Annotated in this window: 19 protein-coding genes and 2 pseudogenes; 5 read left to right on the forward strand and 16 right to left on the reverse strand. The window is 42.5% G+C overall.

Translation table 11 applies throughout. The annotated features are described in order from the left end of the window. From FCV43_RS04410 to rppH, 7 genes and pseudogenes are all read right to left on the reverse strand, one after another. Positions 1-1,326 (reverse strand): annotated as a pseudogene (locus tag FCV43_RS04410) (hypothetical protein); the annotation flags it as partial. After that, positions 1,316-2,575: a tyrosine-type recombinase/integrase gene (locus tag FCV43_RS04415; protein WP_136994135.1), complete on the reverse strand. Its 1,260-nt coding sequence runs from the start codon at positions 2,573-2,575 to the stop codon at positions 1,316-1,318. The gene FCV43_RS04415 and the pseudogene FCV43_RS04410, both read right to left, overlap by 11 nt. Before the next feature lie 146 nt (positions 2,576-2,721). Further along, positions 2,722-3,279, reverse strand: a pseudogene (locus FCV43_RS04420) (thymidylate synthase); the annotation flags it as partial. A gap of 20 nt (positions 3,280-3,299) precedes the next feature. Then, a complete protein-coding gene (lgt, locus tag FCV43_RS04425; protein ID WP_017053678.1) occupies positions 3,300-4,103 on the reverse strand; it encodes a prolipoprotein diacylglyceryl transferase in 804 nt (267 codons plus the stop codon). A 26-nt stretch (positions 4,104-4,129) separates the two neighbouring features. Beyond that, entirely contained in the window at positions 4,130-4,921 is a 792-nt protein-coding gene (locus tag FCV43_RS04430; RefSeq protein ID WP_017053679.1) for a sulfite exporter TauE/SafE family protein, read from the reverse strand. 8 nt (positions 4,922-4,929) lie between these two features. Next, complete coding sequence (ptsP, locus tag FCV43_RS04435; protein WP_113799366.1) at positions 4,930-7,176, reverse strand: phosphoenolpyruvate--protein phosphotransferase; 2,247 nt, start codon at positions 7,174-7,176, stop codon at positions 4,930-4,932. Positions 7,177-7,178: 2 nt separating this feature from the next. Next, positions 7,179-7,697 (reverse strand): RNA pyrophosphohydrolase, encoded by a 519-nt coding sequence (gene rppH, locus FCV43_RS04440; RefSeq protein WP_017053681.1) that lies wholly within the window; start codon positions 7,695-7,697, stop codon positions 7,179-7,181. A gap of 624 nt (positions 7,698-8,321) precedes the next feature. Here rppH and mutH point away from each other — a divergent pair. Then, positions 8,322-8,990: a DNA mismatch repair endonuclease MutH gene (gene mutH / locus FCV43_RS04445; protein ID WP_136994136.1), complete on the forward strand. Its 669-nt coding sequence runs from the start codon at positions 8,322-8,324 to the stop codon at positions 8,988-8,990. Between the two features lie 5 nt (positions 8,991-8,995). On the opposite strand, the gene FCV43_RS04450 is transcribed toward mutH, so the two are convergent. Next, entirely contained in the window at positions 8,996-9,307 is a 312-nt protein-coding gene (locus FCV43_RS04450; protein ID WP_017053683.1) for a DUF6482 family protein, read from the reverse strand. Positions 9,308-9,501: 194 nt separating this feature from the next. Between FCV43_RS04450 and FCV43_RS04455 the strand changes: the two genes are divergently transcribed. Beyond that, on the forward strand, positions 9,502-10,536 hold the full coding sequence (locus FCV43_RS04455) for an NADP(H)-dependent aldo-keto reductase (protein WP_136994137.1): 1,035 nt from the start codon (positions 9,502-9,504) through the stop codon (positions 10,534-10,536). 45 nt (positions 10,537-10,581) lie between these two features. On the opposite strand, the gene FCV43_RS04460 is transcribed toward FCV43_RS04455, so the two are convergent. The 7 genes from FCV43_RS04460 to xerD all read right to left on the reverse strand — a co-directional run bounded on the left by FCV43_RS04460 (position 10,582) and on the right by xerD (position 19,407). Further along, positions 10,582-10,833, reverse strand: coding sequence for a hypothetical protein (locus tag FCV43_RS04460; protein ID WP_017053685.1), 252 nt, complete (start codon positions 10,831-10,833; stop codon positions 10,582-10,584). 524 nt (positions 10,834-11,357) lie between these two features. Continuing rightward, on the reverse strand, positions 11,358-12,698 hold the full coding sequence (vpsR, locus tag FCV43_RS04465; protein ID WP_113799372.1) for a cyclic-di-GMP-binding transcriptional regulator VpsR: 1,341 nt from the start codon (positions 12,696-12,698) through the stop codon (positions 11,358-11,360). Between the two features lie 336 nt (positions 12,699-13,034). Then, complete coding sequence (lysS, locus tag FCV43_RS04470) at positions 13,035-14,537, reverse strand: lysine--tRNA ligase (protein ID WP_017051027.1); 1,503 nt, start codon at positions 14,535-14,537, stop codon at positions 13,035-13,037. 30 nt (positions 14,538-14,567) lie between these two features. After that, a protein-coding gene (gene prfB, locus FCV43_RS04475; RefSeq protein ID WP_113799374.1) for a peptide chain release factor 2 occupies positions 14,568-15,666 on the reverse strand; the annotation gives its coding sequence in 2 pieces (ribosomal slippage) (positions 14,568-15,590 and positions 15,592-15,666; 1,098 coding nt in all). A 137-nt stretch (positions 15,667-15,803) separates the two neighbouring features. Further along, positions 15,804-17,543, reverse strand: coding sequence for a single-stranded-DNA-specific exonuclease RecJ (gene recJ / locus FCV43_RS04480; RefSeq protein WP_113799376.1), 1,740 nt, complete (start codon positions 17,541-17,543; stop codon positions 15,804-15,806). 108 nt (positions 17,544-17,651) lie between these two features. Further along, the gene (locus tag FCV43_RS04485; protein WP_170961604.1) at positions 17,652-18,446 is read right to left on the reverse strand and encodes a thioredoxin fold domain-containing protein; all 795 of its coding nucleotides are present in this window, start codon (positions 18,444-18,446) and stop codon (positions 17,652-17,654) included. A gap of 25 nt (positions 18,447-18,471) precedes the next feature. Further along, a complete protein-coding gene (gene xerD / locus FCV43_RS04490) occupies positions 18,472-19,407 on the reverse strand; it encodes a site-specific tyrosine recombinase XerD (protein WP_136994139.1) in 936 nt (311 codons plus the stop codon). A gap of 161 nt (positions 19,408-19,568) precedes the next feature. Between xerD and fldB the strand changes: the two genes are divergently transcribed. Then, entirely contained in the window at positions 19,569-20,087 is a 519-nt protein-coding gene (gene fldB, locus FCV43_RS04495; RefSeq protein WP_136994140.1) for a flavodoxin FldB, read from the forward strand. 70 nt (positions 20,088-20,157) lie between these two features. On the opposite strand, the gene brnQ is transcribed toward fldB, so the two are convergent. Then, positions 20,158-21,471 carry a branched-chain amino acid transport system II carrier protein gene (gene brnQ, locus FCV43_RS04500; RefSeq protein WP_113799384.1) on the reverse strand — a complete coding sequence of 438 codons (1,314 nt, stop codon included), beginning with the start codon at positions 21,469-21,471 and terminating at the stop codon, positions 20,158-20,160. Between the two features lie 319 nt (positions 21,472-21,790). Between brnQ and FCV43_RS04505 the strand changes: the two genes are divergently transcribed. Beyond that, on the forward strand, positions 21,791-22,510 hold the full coding sequence (locus FCV43_RS04505; RefSeq protein WP_136994141.1) for a tRNA1(Val) (adenine(37)-N6)-methyltransferase: 720 nt from the start codon (positions 21,791-21,793) through the stop codon (positions 22,508-22,510). 117 nt (positions 22,511-22,627) lie between these two features. After that, positions 22,628-23,863 (forward strand): ATP-dependent RNA helicase SrmB, encoded by a 1,236-nt coding sequence (srmB, locus tag FCV43_RS04510; RefSeq protein ID WP_136994216.1) that lies wholly within the window; start codon positions 22,628-22,630, stop codon positions 23,861-23,863. The last annotated feature ends 166 nt before the right edge of the window (positions 23,864-24,029 follow it).

Genomic DNA, 24,029 nt, shown 5'->3' on the forward strand with positions numbered 1-24,029 from the left:
ATTCAGCGTACCACTACATTCTGAGATGAAGTCACGCATAGACGTCGCAATCACTTCATCATCAACACAGAATAAAACTCCTAAAAGCTTAAGCTCTGCATCAATTTCATTAATATATTCTTTCAAGTAAACACGTAGCCTAGAATAGCTAACCGATGTTTTTTTTAACAAAAACCGCAAGTCAATTGTATTATTTACAGTAGGAACCGCTTTCTTTTGTTCATTGGTCAGACTCCCCCACCAATCAATCAAAAGTTCCTTGTATGCCTCACAATCAAAAAAAACACCTAATGACCTAAGCTCTGCGTCAATCCTCTCTATATCTTCTCTCAAATATTTGCGTATAACCTTATGGCTTATCGGTTCATCTTTAAATATTTCGCGCAAATTGACGGTGTTTTGACGACTAACTGAGACAGCTTTCTTTTGTTCCTCAGATAATGACTGCCACCACTCGAGCAGACGGATTCTATACATTCGACCATTAACCAATACACCTAGTGCCTGAAGTTCAACCTCTATCTTATTAATGTCTTTTTTTAATTGCTTACGTATAATTCCATAGTTTTTCATAGCGTCTTGAAACAGCTCATGTAAGTCAATGGTACCTACACGGGTAATTGGAACTGACTTCTTTTGCGCTTCTGTTAAAGAACCCCACCATTTAATCAGGCGCTCCCTGTACACTTCAATATCAAATATAGCCCCTAATACCTTGAGTTCTGCTTCGATCTTACTAAAGTCATCTTTCAATTGATTGCGTACAGATCCATACCCTATCGGTGCACCTTTAAACAGTTCACGTAAATCAACGGAGTTCTTTTTTGCAGAAAGAGGTACCAACATCTTTTGTTCATCAGTTAAAGATTGCCACCAATTATTCAAACGCTTTCTGTATACCTCTAGATCGAAGATAACATCTAACGCCCTTAACTCTTCATCTATCTTATAGATATCTAACTTTAACTGACGACGTATGTGCTTATAGCTAACGGTTGCATCACTGAATAGATCACGTAAATCAATGGTCTTGTTTACGATCGGTAGTGCCTTCTTTTGTTCATCCGTTAAAAATTGCCACCAAATATTCAAGCGCTTTCTGTATATCTCTATATCGAAGAAAACACCTAACGCCCTCAGCTCATCATCTATCTTATTGATATCTAACTTTAACTGACGGCGTATGTAGCTATAGCTAACAGCTTCATCACCGAATAGATCACGCAAATCTATCGTATGGTTTATGATCGGTTGTGTCTTCTTTTGCTCATCCGTTAAAGATTGCCACCAATTGAGCAGGAATAGTCTACGTTCCTTACATTTCATTTAAGCTTCCCATCTTCGCTCTGGTTCTATCTTTTAGTTTTTTCATCAACTGATATCTTTTGAGTGCAGTACCATTGCGATCTACAAATTTAGCCCACACTCCAATAGGTATTTTTGTATAACCTTCAGTTGTCGTTAATGATTTGTGCCCTAGGCATTGCTGTAACAATAAAAGTCTGTCCAGTTGTGACTTACCTAGATCTTCTGAGTTTAGAAGCATAGCGCCAAAACCATGTCGAATTTTGTGTGGAGAGAGCGGTTTGTGTATCAATCCGAGCTTCAACGCTCGGTTAGATAATTTTGAGACTAGCTTACTTACAGCATTTGGTGTGTATGGATTACCACTTTGATTCAAGAAGGCTGGCATAGGGGCTTTACCCCACTTTCTTTTGTGTTTTTTATACTCAAGGCTTGAATGATATCTTTGAACCCTATTAATTGTTTCTTTTGAAACTACAGTGTTTCGATATTTAATTTCTCTCCCTCGCCCTTTGTTACCTTTGATTTCCATCGCAGCATAATCGGAAGGTATCTGAATTGTATTGTCATCCACAATTATGCTCTTTCGACATTCTCTGGATAGCCTTAGTATATTTTCTTGAAATATGCTTTCTACCTCTCCTCGCCGGACACCTGAGTCGTACATAAATTGGATAAGACATTTTTCTCTTTCATGGAAGGCAACAAGAATCAAAGCTTCAATATCAGAAAAAAGGGCAGGCCTAATTAACGACTCTTTAGCAGCAACGACTAAACTACCGCATTCATAAGGATTTTCTTCTCTAAGGAATTTGTAACCAGCTGGAGGATTACATAGGAATTCAGAGAAAAATCTTCCGTAGGTCGCATCTCTATTAGATACGGTTTTTCCACCTATAGATCGTTTCTCTAAACCAGTCTCATCTTTATCATTTCTGCAATATTGAAAATACTTTTGAATTTCTATTGCATGTACTGTCAATAAACAATCGTCTCTCTTAGAACCGATATAATTCTCATCATGCGTAGTAAGATATTTAACTAAATAGAGCAAGTTGTTTGCGTAGGTTTTTACGGAGTGATCACTATGATTAATTCTATAATGAGTCAGAAAATCAGATATAAGCGGTAACAATTCCATTTGTTCATTAAAAACTGCCACACCTTCTGCACATAAAAGTACATTTGGGTATGCATCATAATCTTCATGAGCTACAGAATTTGATACATCAAACTTCTTACTAGTAGAGATGACAACAGAGTTATCCATACGCCCTCGAAGTGTGCACTAAACTACCTTAACTATAGATAGGATTACATACTATGCAAATTAACTACGGCACAATGATGTTAAGCACACACAATAACGAGGATATATCGAATTACTAACTGTTCATTTTATGGAGGGGGTTATAAAAGAGGGACATCACACGAGCGTTGAGTACTATTTAAGTACAGAGTATCACCCAGTAGAGAAAAGTGATGGCTGTACATACACGGACGCAAGCAACCCATATGAAATTCACCAGGGTTGTAGAAGTTCAAGATCTCACCGCGATCATCCACCCCTTTGGTTAGGTCATCAACAATCTTACGTAGCTGATCAACCGTGCCACCATCAGGTTTCGCCCAAGCACGACCTTGAACGCCATACACGCGTCCCATGTCATCTTCCCCTTTACGGAAAGGACTCTTGAGCCATACTTCATTTAAGTTCGAGTTTGCATCCCATGTTTTCGTGCCCAGCTTACGAAAATCTTCAGCGTTATCGTAACCTCGAATGTAACCAAGTAACTCAGCGACTGCGGCTTTCCAGAAGCTCTTACGCGTGGTAACAAGTGGGAATTGATTCTGTCCAACATCATAGGTCAAATCAGCATTAATGACGGTTAAACAGCGTTTACCCGTTCGCTCATTTTCAATCCAAGTACCTTGGTCAACAATGCGCTGACATAAATCTAAATACTGTTTCACTGTCTATCCTTTGCTAACTGTTAGCGTGTTACTTTGTTATTCATTTTATAGGCCCAAGCAATAAGCAGAGCCCCTAGCAATACCATTGGAAGAGAAAGAATCTGTCCCATTGAGATAAAGCCACCAAACAATCCTAAATGAGCATCAGGTTGGCGAACGTATTCTACAAGGAAACGGAAGGTGCCGTAACCCATCAAGAATAAACCAGCCACCGATCCAGCAGGACGCGGTTTACGAATAAACCAATTAAGAATAAAGAAGAGAACAACCCCTTCTAGCGCAAACTCATACAGTTGAGAAGGATGACGAGGCAAAGGGCCGCCATTTGGGAAAATAATCGCCCATGGCACATCAGTCACACGTCCCCATAATTCACTGTTCATGAAATTACCCAAACGGCCCATCCCTAAACCAAACGGAACTAATGGAGCGACAAAATCTGCAACCGCAAAAAAGGTACGCTGGTTTCTACGCGCATACCAAAACATCGCGGTAATGACACCAAGCAGGCCGCCATGAAATGACATACCACCCGTCCATACTTTAAATAGGTAGAGAGGGTCTTGCAAAAACAGATCAAAGTTATAGAACAGTACATAGCCTACTCGGCCGCCAATCACGACACCAAGAAAGCCAGCAAAAAGTAGGTCAGAGACTTCTTCGCGCGTCCAACCACTTCCCTGTTTATCCGCTCGGCGGTTAGCAAGCCACATAGCGAACATGAAGCCGACCAAATACATAAGCCCATACCAGCGTATAGAGATTGGTCCTAATTCAAGTAAAACAGGATCAATATTGGGGAATTCGATAAATCCCTGAGACATAAGAAAGTTCTCTTTTTAAAGTGAGTCTACAGCAGCATTGTGCCAGCGATAAAAATTAAAAATACAGCAAAAATCTTTTTCAACACAGGAGTTGGCAGTCGAGTGGCTAAATTTGCACCGACTCTAGTGGTTAACATAGAGGTAGAAGTGATCGCGATTAATGCGGGAAGATACACATAACCCACGCTATACGCGGGTAAACTTTCAACTGCTGAACCATGCAAGATAAAACCAAGCATGCCAGAAATGGCAATCACACAACCACACACAGATGAGGAGCCTACCGCTTTACGCATCTCAACGCCATGACGATTTAGAAACGGAACAGACAGCGAGCCACCACCAATTCCCGCCAACGATGACACGACACCAATTCCTGCTCCACAGCACATAGTGATGATTGAACTCGGCATGGCTCGTTGAATCGTCGTTTTAATCGACAATAACATTTGGATTGATAACAGAAGCACAATCACCCCAAAGACTTTTGGCAAATATTGGGCGGGGATCAATTCGGCAATATTCGAACCGACAAACCCACCAACAATCACGCCAGGCATCAACCATTTAACAACAAACATATCGACATTGCCGAGCCTAAGGTGGTTTAACGCTGAAGATCCAGATGTAACAATGATACTGGCCAACGACGTTGCTAATGCAATTTGCATAATGATATCAGGCTGAATATTCGCCATAGGTAAGAGAAAGAGCAGCGCGGGAACGACGATTAGGCCTCCCCCAATACCAAGCAAGCCAGCCATCACACCTACCACTGCACCTAGCGCAAGCAGCAAGCTTAATAATTCGTAATTCAAAGTGGTTCCTATTTTTTACCCGCTCGGATGAAGCCAGCAAAACCTTTACGTTCAAAATATTCCAGCATCATAGTATAAATCGATTCACCATACGGCTGCATCAAGGCTGTGTCAGCAAGTACCTTAAGTTCTTGAGCATCAGAATGACGCAACAAATATTTAATTCGAGCCACATTAGAGGTATTCATACTCAAGGTTCGATAACCAAGCCCAAGCAGTAGCAATGAGCCCATAGGATCACCCGCTAACTCACCACAAATACATACAGGCAACGAATGACGCTCACATGTATCATAAATATGCTTAAGTGCCATGATGACAGCAGGATGCATGGATTCATAGACATCAGAAACCCGTGAATTGTTTCGATCAACCGCCAATAAATATTGTGTTAAGTCATTGGTACCCACCGACACAAAATCCACTTTATCAGCAATCAAAGGCAACAAATAAAGCATTGAAGGGACTTCAATCATGATCCCAATCAGGGGTTTTCGGATAGAAGCATCTTGCAGGTTGACCTCATTAAATGCTTGTTCAATCAACTGTAATGCATCATCCAGCTCTTGAGTACTCGAAATCATCGGCAATAAAATGCTCAGGTTATGATGCTGAGTGCTCGCGCGTAACATCGCTCGCAGTTGAATAACAAAAATATCGGGGTGATCTAAGGTAAAACGAATTCCACGCCAGCCTAAGAATGGGTTGTCCTCTTCGATCGGTAAATAAGGAAGGGCTTTATCACCGCCAACATCCAGTGTACGCATCACAACTCGCTTGTCAGGGTAGGCATTTAAAACCGAGCGATACTGCTGAATTTGTTCTTCTTCTGAGGGGAATCGGTGCTGAAGTAAAAATGAAATTTCCGTTCGATAAAGCCCAACACCATCGACCCCTTTATTGATCGCGATGTTACTATCAGCACTTAAACCCGCATTGAGAAGTATCTCTACCGATTCACCATCTGAGGTGTGAGCATCGTGGAAAAGCTCCGCCTCAACCATGGTTGAAAGCTCACTCTCTTCGTGAACTAACTCTTGGTATTCTGCTAATAGCTGCCTATTCGGCTCAATGAAAATCTCGCCACTATAGCCATCAACAATCCCCTGCTTATGATTAATCGCTTTAGGATTAAGATTAACCCCCATAACGGCAGGGATCCCAAGCGCTCTAGATAATATGGCCGCATGAGAATTCGCCGCCCCTTCAATAGAAACAACCGCGAGTAATTTATCTTTGGGGATGGACGCTAAAATGGATGCCGTTAACTCTCGGACAACCAATATGACTGGCTCATCAAGCTTCTGCTGTTCTTGCTCTCGACTGTGGAGGAAATAGAGTAGTCGCTGCCCTAGTTCGCGAACATCTTGTGCACGCTCCCGAAGATAGACATCAGACATACGAGCAAAGCGGTTAGAATAAGTCTCCACAACCTGCCTCAATGCCCAATCAGCTCTGTCACCTTTCTGGATTTGAGCTTTAAGATCCGTCCGCAGCATAGGATCGTTCAGTAAGTGAGTGAAAAGATCAAAAATGGCTAGCGCATCTTTGTTTATTTCACTGTCTAACTTTTTACGCAGGCGACGAAAATCCGTTAATGCACTCTCAATCGCGAGTAGCAACCACTCTTGTTCGCGTGCAATATCCAGTGTCGAGGCAGGGTAAACGTCGGCCAGCTCAGGCTGAGTGTTATCCCACCAAAAACGGCCAATCGCGACACCTGATGACGCGCCAATACCTTGGGTCGCTTGCTGTTTATGACTCAGTAACCAGTGACCTTGAGTTTGAGCATGTGCAATGATCACCGCAACTTGAGCAGAAAGAGTGACTAAAAAAGACTCTTCCATCTCACTAAAAAGACGCGGCTGTTTTTGTTGTACAACCAAAACCCCAAGCACTTGCTTACGGTATATGATGGGCGTACCAAGAAAGGAGTGATAAATATCTTCCCCAAGCTCAGGGAAAAATTTGAAATTAGGATGGGAAGCCACGTCGGTAAGGTTAAGCGGCTCTGCACATCGTTTAACTAATCCAACAAGCCCTTCATCGTAACCGATATGAATTTTATTGCCTTTAAAAGTCAGCCCTTGAGTCGCCATCAACTCAAGACGCTGCATTTCATCATTTGCAAGATAAACGGTACAACACTCAGACTGCATAGCACTGCATGTCTCCTTTACCAAAAGCTCCAATGCCACATAGACATCTTCGACTCTCGATACGTGTTCAACTATGTCCCTTAGCTGAGTGAGCATGTTTATCCTCTACGCTGTTTTCGCTTTGCCTTAATCTTTCGCTCTTTAAAAGGCATAGCTAAAGACGCAAACTCTTTCATCGCACGACGGTAAACATCACGCTTAAAAGAGACAACTTGCCTAACTGGGTACCAATAACTGACCCAGCGCCAACCATCAAATTCAGGGGTGCTTCCACGGTTCATATCAATATGTGATTCATCACAATCTAATCGTAGAAGAAACCATTTCTGTTTTTGTCCAATACAGACAGGTTTAGAATCCCAGCGGACAAGACGTTTTGGTAGTTTATAACGTAACCAATGACGGCTTGTTGCTACAATTTTTACATCCTTTTGAGTAAGACCAACCTCTTCGTATAACTCACGGTACATTGCTTGTTCCGGAGTTTCTCCATCGTCAATTCCACCTTGAGGGAATTGCCACGAGTGTTGTCCGTATCGTTTAGCCCAGAAGACCTGACCATGGTTGTTACATATTACAATCCCGACATTTAAGCGGTAACCATCGCCATCTATCACTGGCCAACCTCTAGTTAAATTTCTAATTACTCTGATTTTTCCACATATCCCCAATAGGAGCAAACTTACTGATGTGATTAAACCGATATTTATTGCTATCCATTGAAAATTGGATAACTTTTAAACAAATTTAAGTTATCAACACAGGAGTGAGACATAGCCCACATTTATTCACCTTTTCTGTGAATAAGTATGTGCAGAATTAGATTCAAACTGAAAAACACGTTTACTGTTTGAGCATTGTAAAATAATAGGTTTTAAGTAAATTTAAATTTAGTTATTAATTAACAATAACTTGCAACCTTCCAAGTAAGGTGACATTCAAAAGATAATGCATTGATCTTTTTATTTTTAAAATTGATTAAAGATCAACCAAGTTGAACTTTATCCACACAGTAAAAGCGACAAACCAGTTACGGTGTTTTTTATCAAGTAAAATTATGCCTTACAACCCCTGTTTATTGATCCAGAAAAAAGCCCAAAATAACTTTTTAATATCGTCCTGTGGATAACCTATGAATTGATCGTATTTTACCCAGCATGATCATTTATACCGCGCTCAAGATTGCTTCTCTCTCAGGTAATGAATTTGATATAATTATTTTTTTACTTGATACCGATAATATGAAACCTGAACCACAATCTGAATCTGAGCTTCTTCAACGAGCGCAAGCCATTGCTGGGATTAGCTTTCAAGAACTTGCTGATGAAGCAGAGATGACCGTTCCACCCGATCTGAAGCGTGACAAAGGTTGGGTTGGGCAGTTGCTAGAGTGGCATTTAGGAGCGTTAGCGGGCAGTAAACCCCAGCAAGATTTCGTTGATCTTGGAATTGAACTAAAAAGCATCCCAATAAGCTACTCCGGAAAACCTTTAGAAACGACCTTTGTTTGCGTCGCGCCCCTTATTGGTGTTCATGGGCTTCGTTGGGAAAACAGTCATGTTCGAAATAAGCTTTCTCGCGTGCTTTGGATCCCGGTGGAAGGTGAACGAGAAATCCCACTAAGCCAAAGGCATGTCGGCTCACCTTTGATCTGGTCACCTTCTCAAGAAGAAGAGCGCCAACTAAAAACAGACTGGGAAGAGTTAATGGAGCTGATTGTATTAGGAAATGTAGAGCAAATCACCGCTAGGCATGGCGAAGTATTGCAACTGAGGCCCAAAGCTGCAAACAGCAAAGCGCTCACCGAAGCTTATGGCGCCAGTGGTAAATTGATAAAGACATTACCGAGAGGGTTTTATCTTCGTAAAGAGTTTACTTCCCAAATTCTGGAACAATACTTTATTAATTAGATCCATTAGTGCGTATTTAAAGACAGTTCTATATCACAATAGAGTGCGCCATCATCGCAGCCACATTCATCATAAGCATTATGTAAGCGTAAGTAGGCTTTTTCTACCCCCAAACGAGTCAACTCCTCTTTGACTAATTCAAGAGATTTAAAGTGCATTAGCTCATTATCTTTCTTAATTGGCTCAAGTTTGTGTTTGTATTCTACCGCTAACAAATACTGTGAAATGTCCGCACAACCAATGACATAAACCTTTGGTGGCTTATATGTATCTTTATGACGTCCATGTATCCATAAATCCAATTGATGTTCCTGCATAGCTCACCTCCACTTAGATATTAAAGTCTAGTTGAAGCTCACAAGAATGCTAAAGTTCTCAATTCAATCACCAATATTCAATTCCGATGCAGTATATTGAGATCTCCTCATTCCCATTAAAACGAATATTTTAGTGCCTGCACTCGCGCCATGTCTGCACGAATGTTCGATAAACCAACTGGCAAGGACGTCATATGCAATATACTCAACTGCCCCACTCTAGTTTAGAAATTAGTAAAATTTGCTTGGGCACAATGACATTTGGTGAACAAAATTCTCAACAGCAAGCATTCGACCAAATTGATTATGCATTAGAGCGTGGTGTTAATTTTATTGATACTGCGGAAATGTACCCTGTTCCTCCAAAGAAAGAGACTCAAGGCTTAACTGAAACTTACATTGGCAACTGGTTGAAAAACAGTGGTAAACGAGAAAAAATCGTATTAGCAACGAAAGTGGCAGGACCGCGTAATGTGCCCTACATTCGCGACAATATGAGCCTAAACCGTCGTCATATCCACACGGCGATTGATGACAGCTTGAAACGACTTCAAACCGATTATGTTGATCTCTACCAATTACATTGGCCTCAAAGAGAAACCAACTGCTTCGGTCAGCTAAATTACCAATATTCTGACCAGCAAGAAGAAGTCACGCTGATCGAAACACTCGAAGCACTCAACGACCTTGTACAAGCCGGCAAGGTTCGGTACATCGGCGTTTCCAATGAAACACCATGGGGTGTCATGTCTTTACTTAAATTGGCAGAAAAGCATAATCTACCAAGAATTGTCTCAATCCAGAATCCGTACAATCTTTTAAATCGAAGCTTTGAAGTTGGCCTTTCTGAAATCAGTCATCACGAAGAGGTCAAGCTACTTGCCTACTCTCCACTGGCATTCGGCTGTTTAAGTGGAAAATATCTGAACGGCGCTCGTCCAGTTGATGCTCGTTGTAGCCTATTTGAACGCTTTGTTCGCTACTTTACCCCACAGGGAATAAAGGCGACTCAAGCCTATGTTGATATCGCCAATAAGCATGGATTAGATCCGGCGAAAATGGCATTGGCCTTTGTCAATCAACGCCCTTTTGTCGCTTCGAATATCATTGGTGCGACGAATTTAGAGCAGCTAAAAAGTAATATAGACAGTTTAGATGTAACGTTAAGTACGGAGTTGCTTCAAGAGCTACAAGAGGTTGGAACCACTTACTCCAACCCTTGTCCGTAGGAAGGTTTCGGGGCTAAACGAAACTCATTGCTTAGCCCCTATCGATTACGTTGTAATTCTAGAACTTAAGACTCGTCGTAGGTGACGAACTCGACGCTCAGCAGTCACGGCTTCAGGTTCAGATAACCCCAGTGGACGACCATCAATATCCAAACCAACATCACGCAATAAAAACGCATTGTCCCAAGGAATAGCGTGAACGGAACGACGAACTTTAGCTCTCCAAACTCTCTCTTCACGACGAAGATCAGCACGAACAAGTACAGTTGCAAGTTGTAGATATAGTGAATGACGCATAATAATTCTCCAGTAGATTGAATACACTGGGAAAAATGGCGTAAAAATTGGCTGTATAGGAAGGGTAGATAAGTTTGTATCCTATTTAAGCTGCCATTTTTCCGCAGCCTTTAAGGATACGGATTAATTAGTTATCAATGATTATGGTTTGATCGTCACACTTACCTGAAGTGCTGGCGTGAGCCATATTCAAAGTAGTGGGGTTATGATCAAAAGACGCACAGAATAACTGAACAAAATCGAAATATTTCATGATGCGCCTCCAAGTAACTAATTAATCCAAAAGTGTGCGTGACTATTCAAGTCACGGTTAAATTGTAAGCAATCTTGAGTATTCTTCAACCCTATTGCGATTAAATAATATAAAACAATTCAATCAACTAGATAATCATCAAGCTAAGCATTTGGAATAACATATTCACCTAAAGAATAATAAAATCACACTAAAAATGACCAGATATAAAAAAGCCACCTCTTGCTGGGCGGCTTTATAAATTGAAACTTAAGCTAAAATATTCAGTTATTTAGACGATGCCTTCACTTTCTGTGATTAAATTATGCTTGTTCAATAGGCGATACATCGTCGCTCGTGACACCCCTAGCTCTTTGGCCGCATGGGAAACATGCCCAGAATGAGACTCTAAAACAAGACGCAGCGCATCGCGTTCTGAACGCTCACGAATACTTTTCAAACTCCGCTTACTATCATTTCGCTTTGAGAGTTCAAGTTGAGTTTCATCAAGCATAACGGTATCCGACATCAGCACCACACGCTTGATCTGGTTCATTAACTCACGAACATTTCCCGACCAATGGTATCGAGTCAGCTCTTTAAGCGCTTCTTCAGAAAAACTTCTAACTTGAGCATTAAACTCTTTCGAGTACTCCTGTAAAAAATGTTTAGCCAAAATAGTAATATCACCGGTTCGTTCTTTAAGGCTTGGGACATTAATCCTCAACACATTAATGTAATGATACAGCTCTTCACTAAAATCCCCTTCCATCAGTGCTTTTTCTACATCTGAAGAGTTGGCCGATAAAATTCGCACATCGACTTCTTTTAAGCCATCTTTCGTCTCAATCGTTCCCTCTTTAAGAAAATGCAGCAAATTTAGCTGTTGGCATTTTGGCATATGAAGAATGTCATTCAAAAGAACGGTGCCGCCATCCGCTTGCTCTAATAAAGAGAGCTTATCACTATCGTTTTGATCAATACCAAACAGTTCACTCTCCATTCGCCCTTCAGAAAGTGCTCGGCAGTTAATGGTAAGAAATGGTTTCTTTGCTCGGGATGAGGTGTTGTGAATCGCTCTCGCTACCGTCTCTTTTCCCGTACCGTTTTCGCCATAGATCAAAATACTGACGTCGGTCGGGCCGATACGTTTCACTTGATCGCGTAGGCGCTTCATTGGGATCGATTCTCCTATCAGTCCCATGTCATTTTTTGAGCCATAGTTTGGCCACACTTTTTTCTCTAACTTTAACATTCCCAACTGGTGACCAATGGTATTCAGCAATTGAGCATCAGGAATTGGGGCCGTAAAAAAGTCGATACAAAAGTTAACGATAAACTGACAAATAGTATCTGAGCTAAGTTGTGACTCTCGGATAAATGCAATCCATCGAACCTGTTTATGAGTGCTAACTAAATTAGCCATCCCATTTAAACTAAATTCATCGTGACTAAGATCGACAATGCCAATACATGGGCCAGTCTCACTAAACAAAGCATCGGCTTTACGTAAATCTGCGCACTGAGTGCAACGCCAACCAACCTGTTCTAATACGGTTAACCAAGGTTCGTATGTCCCACCAACTACGACGAGAGAACCAGGGACAGAATCCATTCGGAATTGAGTTCCCATTAGTTTCTTCCTTATTATTTATAATATTATTTATAATAAATATGCCATCTATATGATGTATATATATTGAGACTATCTTCTTAGATTTGACGTCTCAATACTAAGACTAGTTTGGAAATAGTGGATTCTCTACCTAATCATTAGGCTGGATTCACAGAAGAATGCATAACAGAATGTACTCACCTGCATGTGTACAGCCAAGTTCACATAATGTGTGAGTTATTGCTGTAAATTGGAGCGGTTGAAATGTACTAAACATTTGTAAATAGGTATAAAAAAACCACCCGAAGGTGGCTTTTTTTAATTAGATGGGCTGTCACATCCCATAAGCGAGTATTACGCTTGTGGACGCATTGCCGGGAACAAAATCACGTCACGGATTGTGTGCGTGTTTGTAAATAGCATTGCCAGGCGGTCGATACCGATACCTTGACCAGCAGTTGGCGGTAGACCGTGCTCTAGTGCAGTAATGTAGTCTGCATCGTAGTACATCGCTTCGTCATCACCTGCATCTTTAGCGTTAACTTGCGCTTTAAAACGCTCGTCTTGGTCTTGTGCATCGTTAAGCTCAGAGAAACCATTCGCAACTTCACGGCCACCGATGAAGAATTCAAAGCGGTCTGTGAAGAATGGGTTGCTATCGCTACGACGAGCCAATGGAGAAATATCCGCTGGGTAGCCAGTGATGAACGTTGGTTGAATTAACTGAGGCTCAGCCGTTTCACCAAAGATCTCTTCAAGAAGCTGACCACAAGTCCAGAATTTCTCAACGTACAGGCCCACTTCTTCTGCAATTTTAACCATCAATTCTCTGTTCTGAAGATCATCTTCAGTCAGAGCTTGAATGTTTGCATTTTCAGGTGTGTAGTGTTTGATTGCATCGAACATGCTCATGCGAGCGTAAGTGCCACCGAACTCAACCGTTTCGTCGCCGTAAGGCATAGAAGTCGAACCAAGAACGTCCATCGCTGCTGTGCTTAGCATCTCTTCCGTTAGATCCATTAGATCTTTGTAGTCAGAGTACGCTTGGTAGAATTCCATCATTGTGAATTCTGGGTTGTGACGTGGAGAAAGACCTTCGTTACGGAAGTTACGGTTGATCTCGAATACACGGTCAAAACCACCAACCACTAGACGCTTAAGGTAAAGCTCAGGTGCAACACGTAGGTACATGTCGATGTCTAGTGCGTTGTGATGAGTGATGAATGGACGTGCAGTTGCACCGCCTGGGATCACGTGCATCATTGGCGTTTCAACTTCTAGGTAGCCTTTTGAGCTCATGAAGTTACGGATTGAAGACACAAGCTTAGAACGCACGATGAATGTGTTACGAGAATCTTCGTTCACGATCAGATCAACGTAACGCTGACGGTAACGCATCTCTTGGTCAGTAAGACCGTGGAACTTCTCTGGCAGAGGACGAAGTGCTTTGGTTAGCAATTCAAACTCTTCCATGTTCACGTAAAGATCGCCTTTACCTGACTTGTGAAGCGCACCTTTAACACCGATGATGTCACCGATATCTAGGCCTTGGTACTTCTCTTTCAGTACTTTTTGAACATCTTTTGCTGCGTATGCTTGGATACGGCCAGATGTTTCTTGAATCGCTAGGAATGGACCACGCTTAGCCATTACACGACCAGCAATTGCCACAATGTGGTTCAGCTCTTCTAGCTCTTCTTTTGTCTTTTCACCGAATTCAGCTTGAAGATCACCTGCAAGGTTCTCGCGGCGGAAATCATTTGGGTGGCCATTCGCTTTACAGTTTTGGCGGATATGATCCAGTTTGCCACGGCGCTCTGCAATCAATTTGTTTTCGTCTTGTAGTTGCTCAGTCATTGCTTAACCTTTTGCTTTCAGTCGGTTCGCTTACAGGCCTGATTTCAGGCTGGCTTCGATAAATTTGTCTAAATCTCCGTCGAGAACCGCTTGAGTATTGCGGTTTTCTACGCCGGTACGTAAATCTTTAATGCGTGAATCGTCGAGTACATAAGAACGAATTTGGCTGCCCCAACCAATGTCAGATTTTGCATCTTCGTTGGCTTGTTTTTCCGCATTCTGTTTTTGTAGCTCGTATTCAAATAGTTTTGCACGAAGCTGTTTCATTGCTTGATCTTTGTTCTTATGCTGAGAACGATCGTTTTGGCACTGAACAACCAGGTTAGTCGGAAGGTGGGTAATACGTACCGCAGATTCCGTCGTATTGACGTGCTGACCACCAGCGCCTGACGCACGATATACATCGATACGTAAGTCAGATGGATTAATATCAATTGCGATGTTGTCATCAATCTCAGGATAGATAAATGCAGATGCAAATGAAGTATGGCGACGGCCACTTGAATCAAATGGTGACTTACGAACCAAACGGTGTACACCCGTTTCAGTGCGTAACCAACCGTAAGCGTACTCACCAGAGATACGTACTGTTGCACCTTTTAGCCCTGCGACTTCACCGTCAGAGACTTCGATCACTTCAACTTTGAACCCTTTCGACTCTGCCCAACGCAAATACATGCGCAGCAATATTGAAGTCCAATCTTGCGCTTCTGTACCACCAGAGCCAGATTGTAAGTCGATATAGCAATCAGAAGCGTCATGATCTCCAGAGAACATACGGCGAAATTCGAGTTTTTCCAGTTTCGCTTCTAGTTCAGCAAGCTCTGGCTCAATTTCATCAAACGTTTCTTGATCTTCTTCTTCAACAGCAAGTTCAAGTAGACCTTCAACGTCTTCAACGCCTAAATCTAATTGATCGATAGTTTCAACAACCGCTTCAAGTGCTGCACGTTCTTTACCTAACGCTTGTGCGCGCTCAGGTTCGTTCCATACATCCGGTTGTTCTAGCTCTGCATTTACCTCTTCTAGACGCTCTTTTCTAGCGTCATAGTCAAAGGTACCCCCTCAGGATATTTGTGCGTTCAGACACATCCTGTAGACGGTTTTTAATTGGATTGATTTCAAACATGTTTTCTCATCATTTATGAGTAGAAATTAACCGAGGAATTCTACTCAAAAATGTGACGAAGATACAGAATTTTTTGTGCTAAAGGGCTTGAAATAAAAAGTGAAAAATTATGCATAAATCCACTTTTTACTCTATTCCTATTTCGCTTCGAGGTGATCCACTAACAATTGAAGAGATTGATTACCGCGGAACTCGTTAATATCAAGTTTATATGCAAGTCGAACCGTTTTTGCGGATGCATCAGGCCAACGGCGTAAATCGACATTAAAAGCGATACCGTCAATCATGACGTTAGTTGGCAGCCCTTTGTATAACGGCTCTAACATCAATTTCAAATGCTTTTCCCCCACCAGTTTTTGGTGCAACACTTTAAACTCACCATCAAAAATGGGATCCGGAAACGCTTGCCCCCAAGGGCCGCCAGAACGAATGGTTTGAGCTGTATGCATGGAAAACTCTTCTGGCTTTAATTCTCCATCGGATAAGATCACCCCTTTTAAGGTAGACTCACCTAACTCTTGACGAACTGAGTCATCAAACAGTTGGCTAAATCGCTCAAAATCTTTTTCCATAATGGTTAAGCCAGCCGCCATCGCATGACCACCAAACTTTAAAATCAAGCCGGGATTTTGCGTATCGATTCGATCAAGTGCGTCGCGCATATGAAGACCTTGAATCGAACGGCATGAACCTTTAATCATCCCTTCTCCGCCGTCAGCAAAAGCGATGACAGGACGATGAAATTTGTCTTTCACTCGTGACGCTAAAATACCGATAACGCCTTGATGCCAATCACGTTGAAATAGAGCAAGACCATAAGGTAGTTCAACCCCTTCACCAAACTGAAGTCGCTCACAAAAAGCCATTGCTTCTTGCTTCATGCCCTCTTCGATCTCTTTGCGCGTCTGGTTAAGACCATCTAACTCACTGGCCATTCGACGAGCGGCATGGATGTTATTACTCATTAAGAGCTCAACCCCAAAAGACATGTCATCTAATCGGCCTGCGGCGTTAATTCTAGGCCCTAATGCGAAGCCGAAATCAGAGGCAACTAATCTTTTTGCGTCACGCTTAGCGATTTCAATTAATGCTTGAATACCAGGGCGAGCTTTACCTGCACGAATGCGTTGCAAGCCTTGATGAACTAAAATTCGATTATTCTCATCCAATGGAACCACATCGGCGACAGTCCCTAGCGCCACCAAGTCAATCAACTCCATTAGTTTTGGTTCTGGCATGCCTTGCTGTGTAAACCAACCTAGTTTTCGCATGTGGACACACAGAGCCATCATCAAATAAAACGCGACACCTACCCCGGCAAGTGCTTTTGATGGAAACTCACAGCTCTCAAGATTTGGGTTCACCATTGCATCAACCGCAGGTAGTTCATGTCCAGGTAAATGGTGATCCGTGACCAGAACCGTTAACCCCTGCTCTTTGGCATAACGCACCCCGTCAATTGAAGAGACACCGTTATCTACCGTCATGATCATTTGCGCACCAAGCTCAATGGCTTGATCGACCACTTCAGGACTTAATCCATAACCATCTTCAAAACGGTTTGGAACCAAATAGTCAACGTTATTACTGCCTAACATTCTTAAAGCAAGAACTGACAGCGCAGAACTGGTTGCCCCATCGGCATCAAAATCACCCACAATAATAATGCGTTTTTGAGTGCTAATGGCCTCAAACAAAAGCTCAACTGCTTTATTAATGCCACCTAACTTCTGAAAAGAGTGAAGTCCTTTTGCCGCCGTTTGAAGCTGATCTAAATGAGTAATGCCACGGTTGATGTAAATTCGCTTCAACAGATCCGGCATAGATCCGGGAAGCAAAGTGACATCAGCATCTGGACGACGTTGGATTTCAATCATGAATGTGGTTCTCTCTCGACGAGTAAATCTAAAATAAGAAATTTGCCTTTAAGACAATCGAGGCCTGGTATTCACCAAGCCTCATTATGAAAGCGTTTAAAGCCGGTGTTATTTAATCTGTTCTAAGCGTTGCAATAATTTTGCAGGAGGAAGGTAGCCGCCAACCAATTCGCCATTTGGCAAGAAAATAGCGGGAGTACCACTGATACCCAACTCACGTCCTAAATTGTAGTGCGCTGAAATCGTCTGTTGGCATTGAGCTAAATCATTCACGCCCGTGCCAAACTTACGGTTTACTTTTGCATCGTGCATCGCAGATTGTGGATCCGCAGCACACCAAACGCCCGCCATTTGCGTCGCTACTTGACCTGTTGGGCCTTGACGAGGGTACGCCATGTAGCGCACCGTGATGCCTAGCTTATTATAGCCATCCATTTGACTGTGTAATTTCACACAGTACCCACAAGTAATATCGGTAAAGACCGTTACTACGTATTTTTCATTTTTAGATTTGTATTCAATTGAACTGTCTTTAAAGGACGCAATTTTTTCAGCATTGAGTGGAGCTTGTCGCTCAGCAACCACATCCACATAGTTACCCTCTTCATCCAGTGAGTATAGAGTACCCGCTAAAAAATGGTCTCCGTTTGGAGAAGCAAAGATAACACCACCGCTCGTTTGAACTTCCACTAAACCATTAATATCCGCGGGTGCCACATTCAAAACCTGAACACCTATTTTAGAAAATCGTGCGGTCAACTCGGCTTTATCAAAAGCTGTCGATGTCACTTGTTGAGAATCAACTTTCGCCGTCGAAGTTTCAGCCGTAGTGCCATCTGCACCATTACAAGCTGCAACAAAAAATGGCAGTGTTAAAAGAGTTAGTCGGCGTAGTACGCTCATGAAAATCACCTTAAAAATAGTCGAGTTAAGCCCTTGGATGGTGCTCGTGATGAATCTGTTTCAGTCTTTCTGTCGCGACATGAGTATAAATTTGCGTGGTCGATAAGTCACTATGTCCTAGTAACATCTGAACCACTCTTAGATCTGCACCATAGTTTAATAAATGTGTGGCGAATGCATGGCGCAATACGTGAGGAGATAACAGCTCAGTATCGATTTCTGCGATCAGTGCATAATGCTTTATTCGATGCCAAAATGTTTGTCGCGTCATTTGCCTTGCACGTCGGCTAGGAAAAACCACATCTGACGTTTTTTCTCCTAATAGCAATGGACGCCCCTGCTCGATGAAGGTTTCAATCCAATCAACAGCATTTTCCCCCATAGGAACCAAACGTTCTTTGCCCCCTTTACCTATCACTCTTACTACGCCTTGGCGCAAACTGATGTTTTCCATGGTCAGGCTAACAAGTTCAGTCACACGTAAACCTGTCGCGTACAAGAGTTCGAGCATCGCTTTGTCTCGAAGTTCAATCGGATCGTTAGGATCGGGCGCATTCAGCAAATCATCAACTTGCTCTTCGCTTAAATCTTTCGGTAAACGCTGAGGCAATTTAGGGCTAACAAGCAGTGCACTTGGATCATCCGCTCGATGCTTTTCTCTATGTAAGTACTGAAAAAGACGCCGAATCGCCGACTGCATTCGAGCTCGTGATGTCTGTTTGTAATCTTGATCAACCAACCAAGCTTGATACTCTTGTAAACCCGATAGACTGATGAAACCTAAACGATAGTTGTGCTCACTCATCCACTTAATTAACTTCGATAAATCGGTGCGATATGAAGAAAGGGTGTTTTCAGATAAACCTCGCTCCATCCACATGGTATCTAAGAACTGTTCAACTACCCCTAAATCACCACTCTGATCTTGCAGCTTATCTTCATTGTTATTATTCGAAGTCATCTAGATTTTTTACTACCGTAAATCCTTTGTCATTATCGCCTCAGATTAAGGCAGAGCTTCGGTAATTACTATAAAAAAGAGAACTAGAGCGGATATTCACTGCAATCATCCGCAAAATATGGGTAGAATTCGCCATCACTTCTCAAAACCAACGATGCGCTATGAAAATTGGACTGTTCTACGGCTCAACCACTTGCTACACCGAAATGGCTGCCGAAAAAATTCGGGCAATTATCGGGGAAGATCTCGTCGATATTTTTAATGTCAAAGATTGTGATATTTCCCAAATGGGCAATTATGATCTCTTAATCTTAGGCATCTCGACTTGGGATTTTGGCGAAATTCAAGAAGATTGGAGCGCGATCTGGCAAGAGGTTGGTGGCGTTCCACTGAAAGATAAATGCGTCGCTCTCTTTGGTTTGGGCGATCAAGAAGGGTATGGTGAATGGTACCTTGATGCGATGGGTCTACTTCATGATGAACTCAAAAGTAGCGGCGCACAGTTTATTGGTTACTGGCCAAATGAAGGCTATGAATTTGAAGCATCAAAAGCTCTCACAGAAGACAACTCTCACTTCGTTGGTCTAGCGTTAGATGAAGATTCTCAATATGAGCTAAGCGATCAACGAATTGAAGATTGGTGTGAACAAATTTTAGTTGAGTTCCACGACTCTCTATAAATAACTACGCCAAATAAAAGAGGGGTTGATGCTTAACACATCAACCCCTTTTTTAGTATTCAGAATGACGTTATGCCACTTCTTCTACTAACTCTTCTTGCTGAGATTTACCAACAAAGAACATGCAAACCATCGCGGTCACTGTCGGTAATAACCAACCCATACCGATGTCAAATAGAGGAAGCATATTTAGCGCAGAAACATCAACGCCAGCCACTTTAGCGCCATCAATCATAGCGAACATCAGAGAGACTAAAATCACAACACGGTACGCCATTTGCGGGTTTGGTAGCTTCTTACGGATAAAGGTAAGTGCAACCAATGCAATCGCCACTGGGTACAGTGCAAACAGCACAGGTACAGAGAGTGAAATAAGCTGAGCTAGACCCACGTTTGCCACTATTGCACATGCCACACCATTGATGATGACCCATTTTTTGTAAGACAGTGGCGTCAATGAGCTGAAGTAATCAGAACATGCTGAGATCAGGCCAATGGCTGTGGTTAAACACGCTAGCATTACGATGACAGACAGAACAATCTGGCCAGATGGTCCAAACAGAGCTTGAACGTATAGGCTAAGAACAACACCGCCGTTATCTACACCACTTGCTACTGCTGCACTTGTCGCGCCAAGGTAGAACAGTGAGATATAAACAAATGCTAAACCAGCCGCCGCAATACACGCTGCGCTGATCAGGTATTTAGTTACCGCAGCACGCTCTGTTACGCCTTTACTGCGCATGGCATCAACAATGAGCATACCAAACATCAATGAACCGAACGTATCCATTGTGTTGTAGCCTTCAAGGAAACCTTTCGTCAACGGCTGAGTCAGGTAATCCCCTTGAGCGGCAATCATCGCACCTTGAGGGTTTGTGAATACGGCAACAGCTAAAATAATAAGACCGACAAAAAGTGCAGGTGTTAATACTTTACCAATCACATCAATCAGTTTGCCCTGCGTCCAAGCGAAACCCATCGCGATAGCAAAGAAAATGATAGAGAAGATCGTTAAATCAATTTGAGCGGCATCGATAATGAATGGTTTAACTGCCATCTCGTAGGCAACAAGACCGGTACGAGGTGCTGCAAATGCAGGGCCGATAATGATAAAGATCAGAACCGCCATGATAGTCGCAGCTTGCTTTGGCAAGTCTTTAGTCAAATGGCCCCATGTGCCACCCGCAACAGCAATAGCAATAATGGTAACCAAAGGAAGACCTACCGCTGTTAATAAAAAGCCACTCATTGCAGGCAATAGGTTTTCACCCGCTAGCTGACCCGCTAGAGGTGGAAAGATAATGTTGCCAGCACCCAAGAAAAAAGCAAAAAGCATGAAGCCCAATGCAATTATATCTGTTAATTTTAAACTCTGTTTCACAGATAACCCTTATACTTATAATTTATTAAATGTTGTGTTTACTTTCGGAAATGAACCACTCAAAAATGCGAGGTAGCATCAAGAAAATAGAGCCGCATAATGACCAAACACTCATCAATCCGCAAGTCTCAAGAAAAAAACACCATATTAATTTACATATTCACCTCAAAAGCAGTGAATATCACTGGCTCTGAAAAAATATCCAGTATTATATTTGGATCATAAAAGACCCAAAACCGATAACAACCAGAACATTCAACCAAACATTTGTTTAACATTAGATGTAATTACTTAAATTAATCAAAGCGCCAGAATAAACATGAAAAGTAGCACGTTAAAAACTAAGAGCTTCAATTTTAAACAGTTCTCAATCAATGGGGGGCAAAGTGGTATGCCCGTCAGTACCGATGGCGTTCTACTCGGTGCGTGGTTCGAGCCACATCAAGCACAAACAATATTGGATTTAGGAACAGGGACAGGATTACTCGCTCTCATGTGTGCTCAACGTTTTCCAAATGCCAAGCTCCAAGCTATCGATATTGATCAACATGCAATTCAAGCGGCAACACACAATTTCCAATCATCACTTTGGTCACAGCGCATTAAGGGTTTACTTGGGGATATTCTTACTCAAGATTTCAGTCACACATTTGATGCCATCATCTGTAACCCGCCTTACTTCAATAATGGCGAACAGTCACAACATACCCAGCGAGCCACTGCCCGTCATACCGACACCCTATCGCATCGCGATCTATTAGCACGCAGCCACGCACTACTTTCTGAACAAGGAAAAGCGAGTTTTATTCTGCCAAAAGTGGAAGGCCAAGCTTTCATTGATATGGCGAAAGAGATGGGCTGGTTTTTAAGTCGAATTTGTACCGTTAAGCCTTCAGAGCGAAAACCTGAACATCGGATCTTATTCGAATTAAGTAAACAACTGGAAGAAACGTCGGTGGAATGTTTAACGATTCACGGCGCAAACGGTTATAGCGATGACTTTATTGCGTTAACCAAAGATTTTTATCTCAAGATGTAGAAATATCATGTGATCCTAATCACTAATGCTTCTATAATGCCCGACTATTCTTTTTTATCCTCCATGCCGTAAATGAAATGGCTTGTGGAGAACATTATTGCTTGTGGAGAAACAACAGTGATCAGAACCTTTGCAGAACTCGATCTTGACCAAGATCTGCTAAAAGCAATCGACGAAATGGGCTACGAACGCCCAACACAAGTGCAAGCAGAAGCGATCCCACAAGCGTTAGATGGAAAAGACGTTTTAGCATCAGCCCCAACAGGGACAGGTAAAACTGCCTCTTTTGCTCTGCCCGCTTTACAATATTTGCTCGATTTCCCACGTAAGAAAGGTGGCCCTGCGCGTGTCCTGATTCTTACTCCGACTCGTGAGCTTGCGATGCAGGTTGCCGATCAAGCTCGTGAAATGGCGAAATACACCAGTTTAAATGTCTTCACCATTACCGGTGGTGTGATGTACCAAGAGCACGCTGATATTCTTGGGACGACTCAAGATATCGTGGTTGCAACCCCAGGCCGCTTAATGGAGTACATTGAAGCTGAGCGTTTTGATTGTCGTGCGATTGAATGGCTGATCTTAGATGAAGCTGACCGCATGCTTGATATGGGCTTTGCACCGGTTGTTGACCGCCTTGCTGCTGAATGTCGCTGGCGTAAACAGACGTTGCTATTCTCAGCAACACTAGAAGGTAAAGGCGTTGAAGGCTTTACTGAAGATCTTCTTAAAAACCCAGCTCAAATCGACGCACAATCATCACTACGTGAACGTAAAAAAATCACTCAGTGGTATCACCGTGCTGATACGCCAGCTCATAAGCTCGCGCTACTCAAGCACATCATCACCGAGCAAGCTGAACGTACCATCGTATTCTTGAAGACACGTGATCGTTTAGCGGAACTTCGTTCTCAATTAGAGAGCGCCAAGATCCCATGCGTTTGGATCCAAGGTGAAATGCCTCAAGATCGCCGTAACAGTGCAATATCTCGTTTCCGTGATGGAAGCATCAACGTACTACTGGCGACCGATGTTGCTGCACGCGGTATCGATCTTCCGGATGTAAGCCACGTTATCAACTACGATATGCCTCGCACTGCGGATGTTTATCTACACCGTATTGGCCGTACCGCTCGCGCGGGTAAAAAAGGTAATGCCATCTCGATTGTAGAAGCTCATGATCAACTAATGATTGAACGTGTTGCTCGTTACACCAAAGAGAGCATTAAAGAGCGTTTCATTGAAGGCATGCGACCAACGCATAAAAAGCCGACTTTCAGTAAGAAAAAGAAAGTGAAAAAAGACGACAAAAAAGCCGTCGCTAAAAAGAAAAGCGCGAAGAAAAAGAAAAAGTAGTTCGATTTGAAAAGGTGAGGTTATCGATCTTGTGACACAAGCGTCTGCCTCGTTGCTAAATTGAAAGAGACAAAAAGGCCGATCAATAACAATTGATCGGCCTTTTTATTGAGTTCCTCTAAATTGAAACTAGGCTCGCTTGAGCTGAGAACTTAGCCAAACAAAC

It is taken from the genome of Vibrio genomosp. F6 (genome assembly GCF_005146325.1).
Lineage (GTDB): Bacteria > Pseudomonadota > Gammaproteobacteria > Enterobacterales > Vibrionaceae > Vibrio > Vibrio cortegadensis.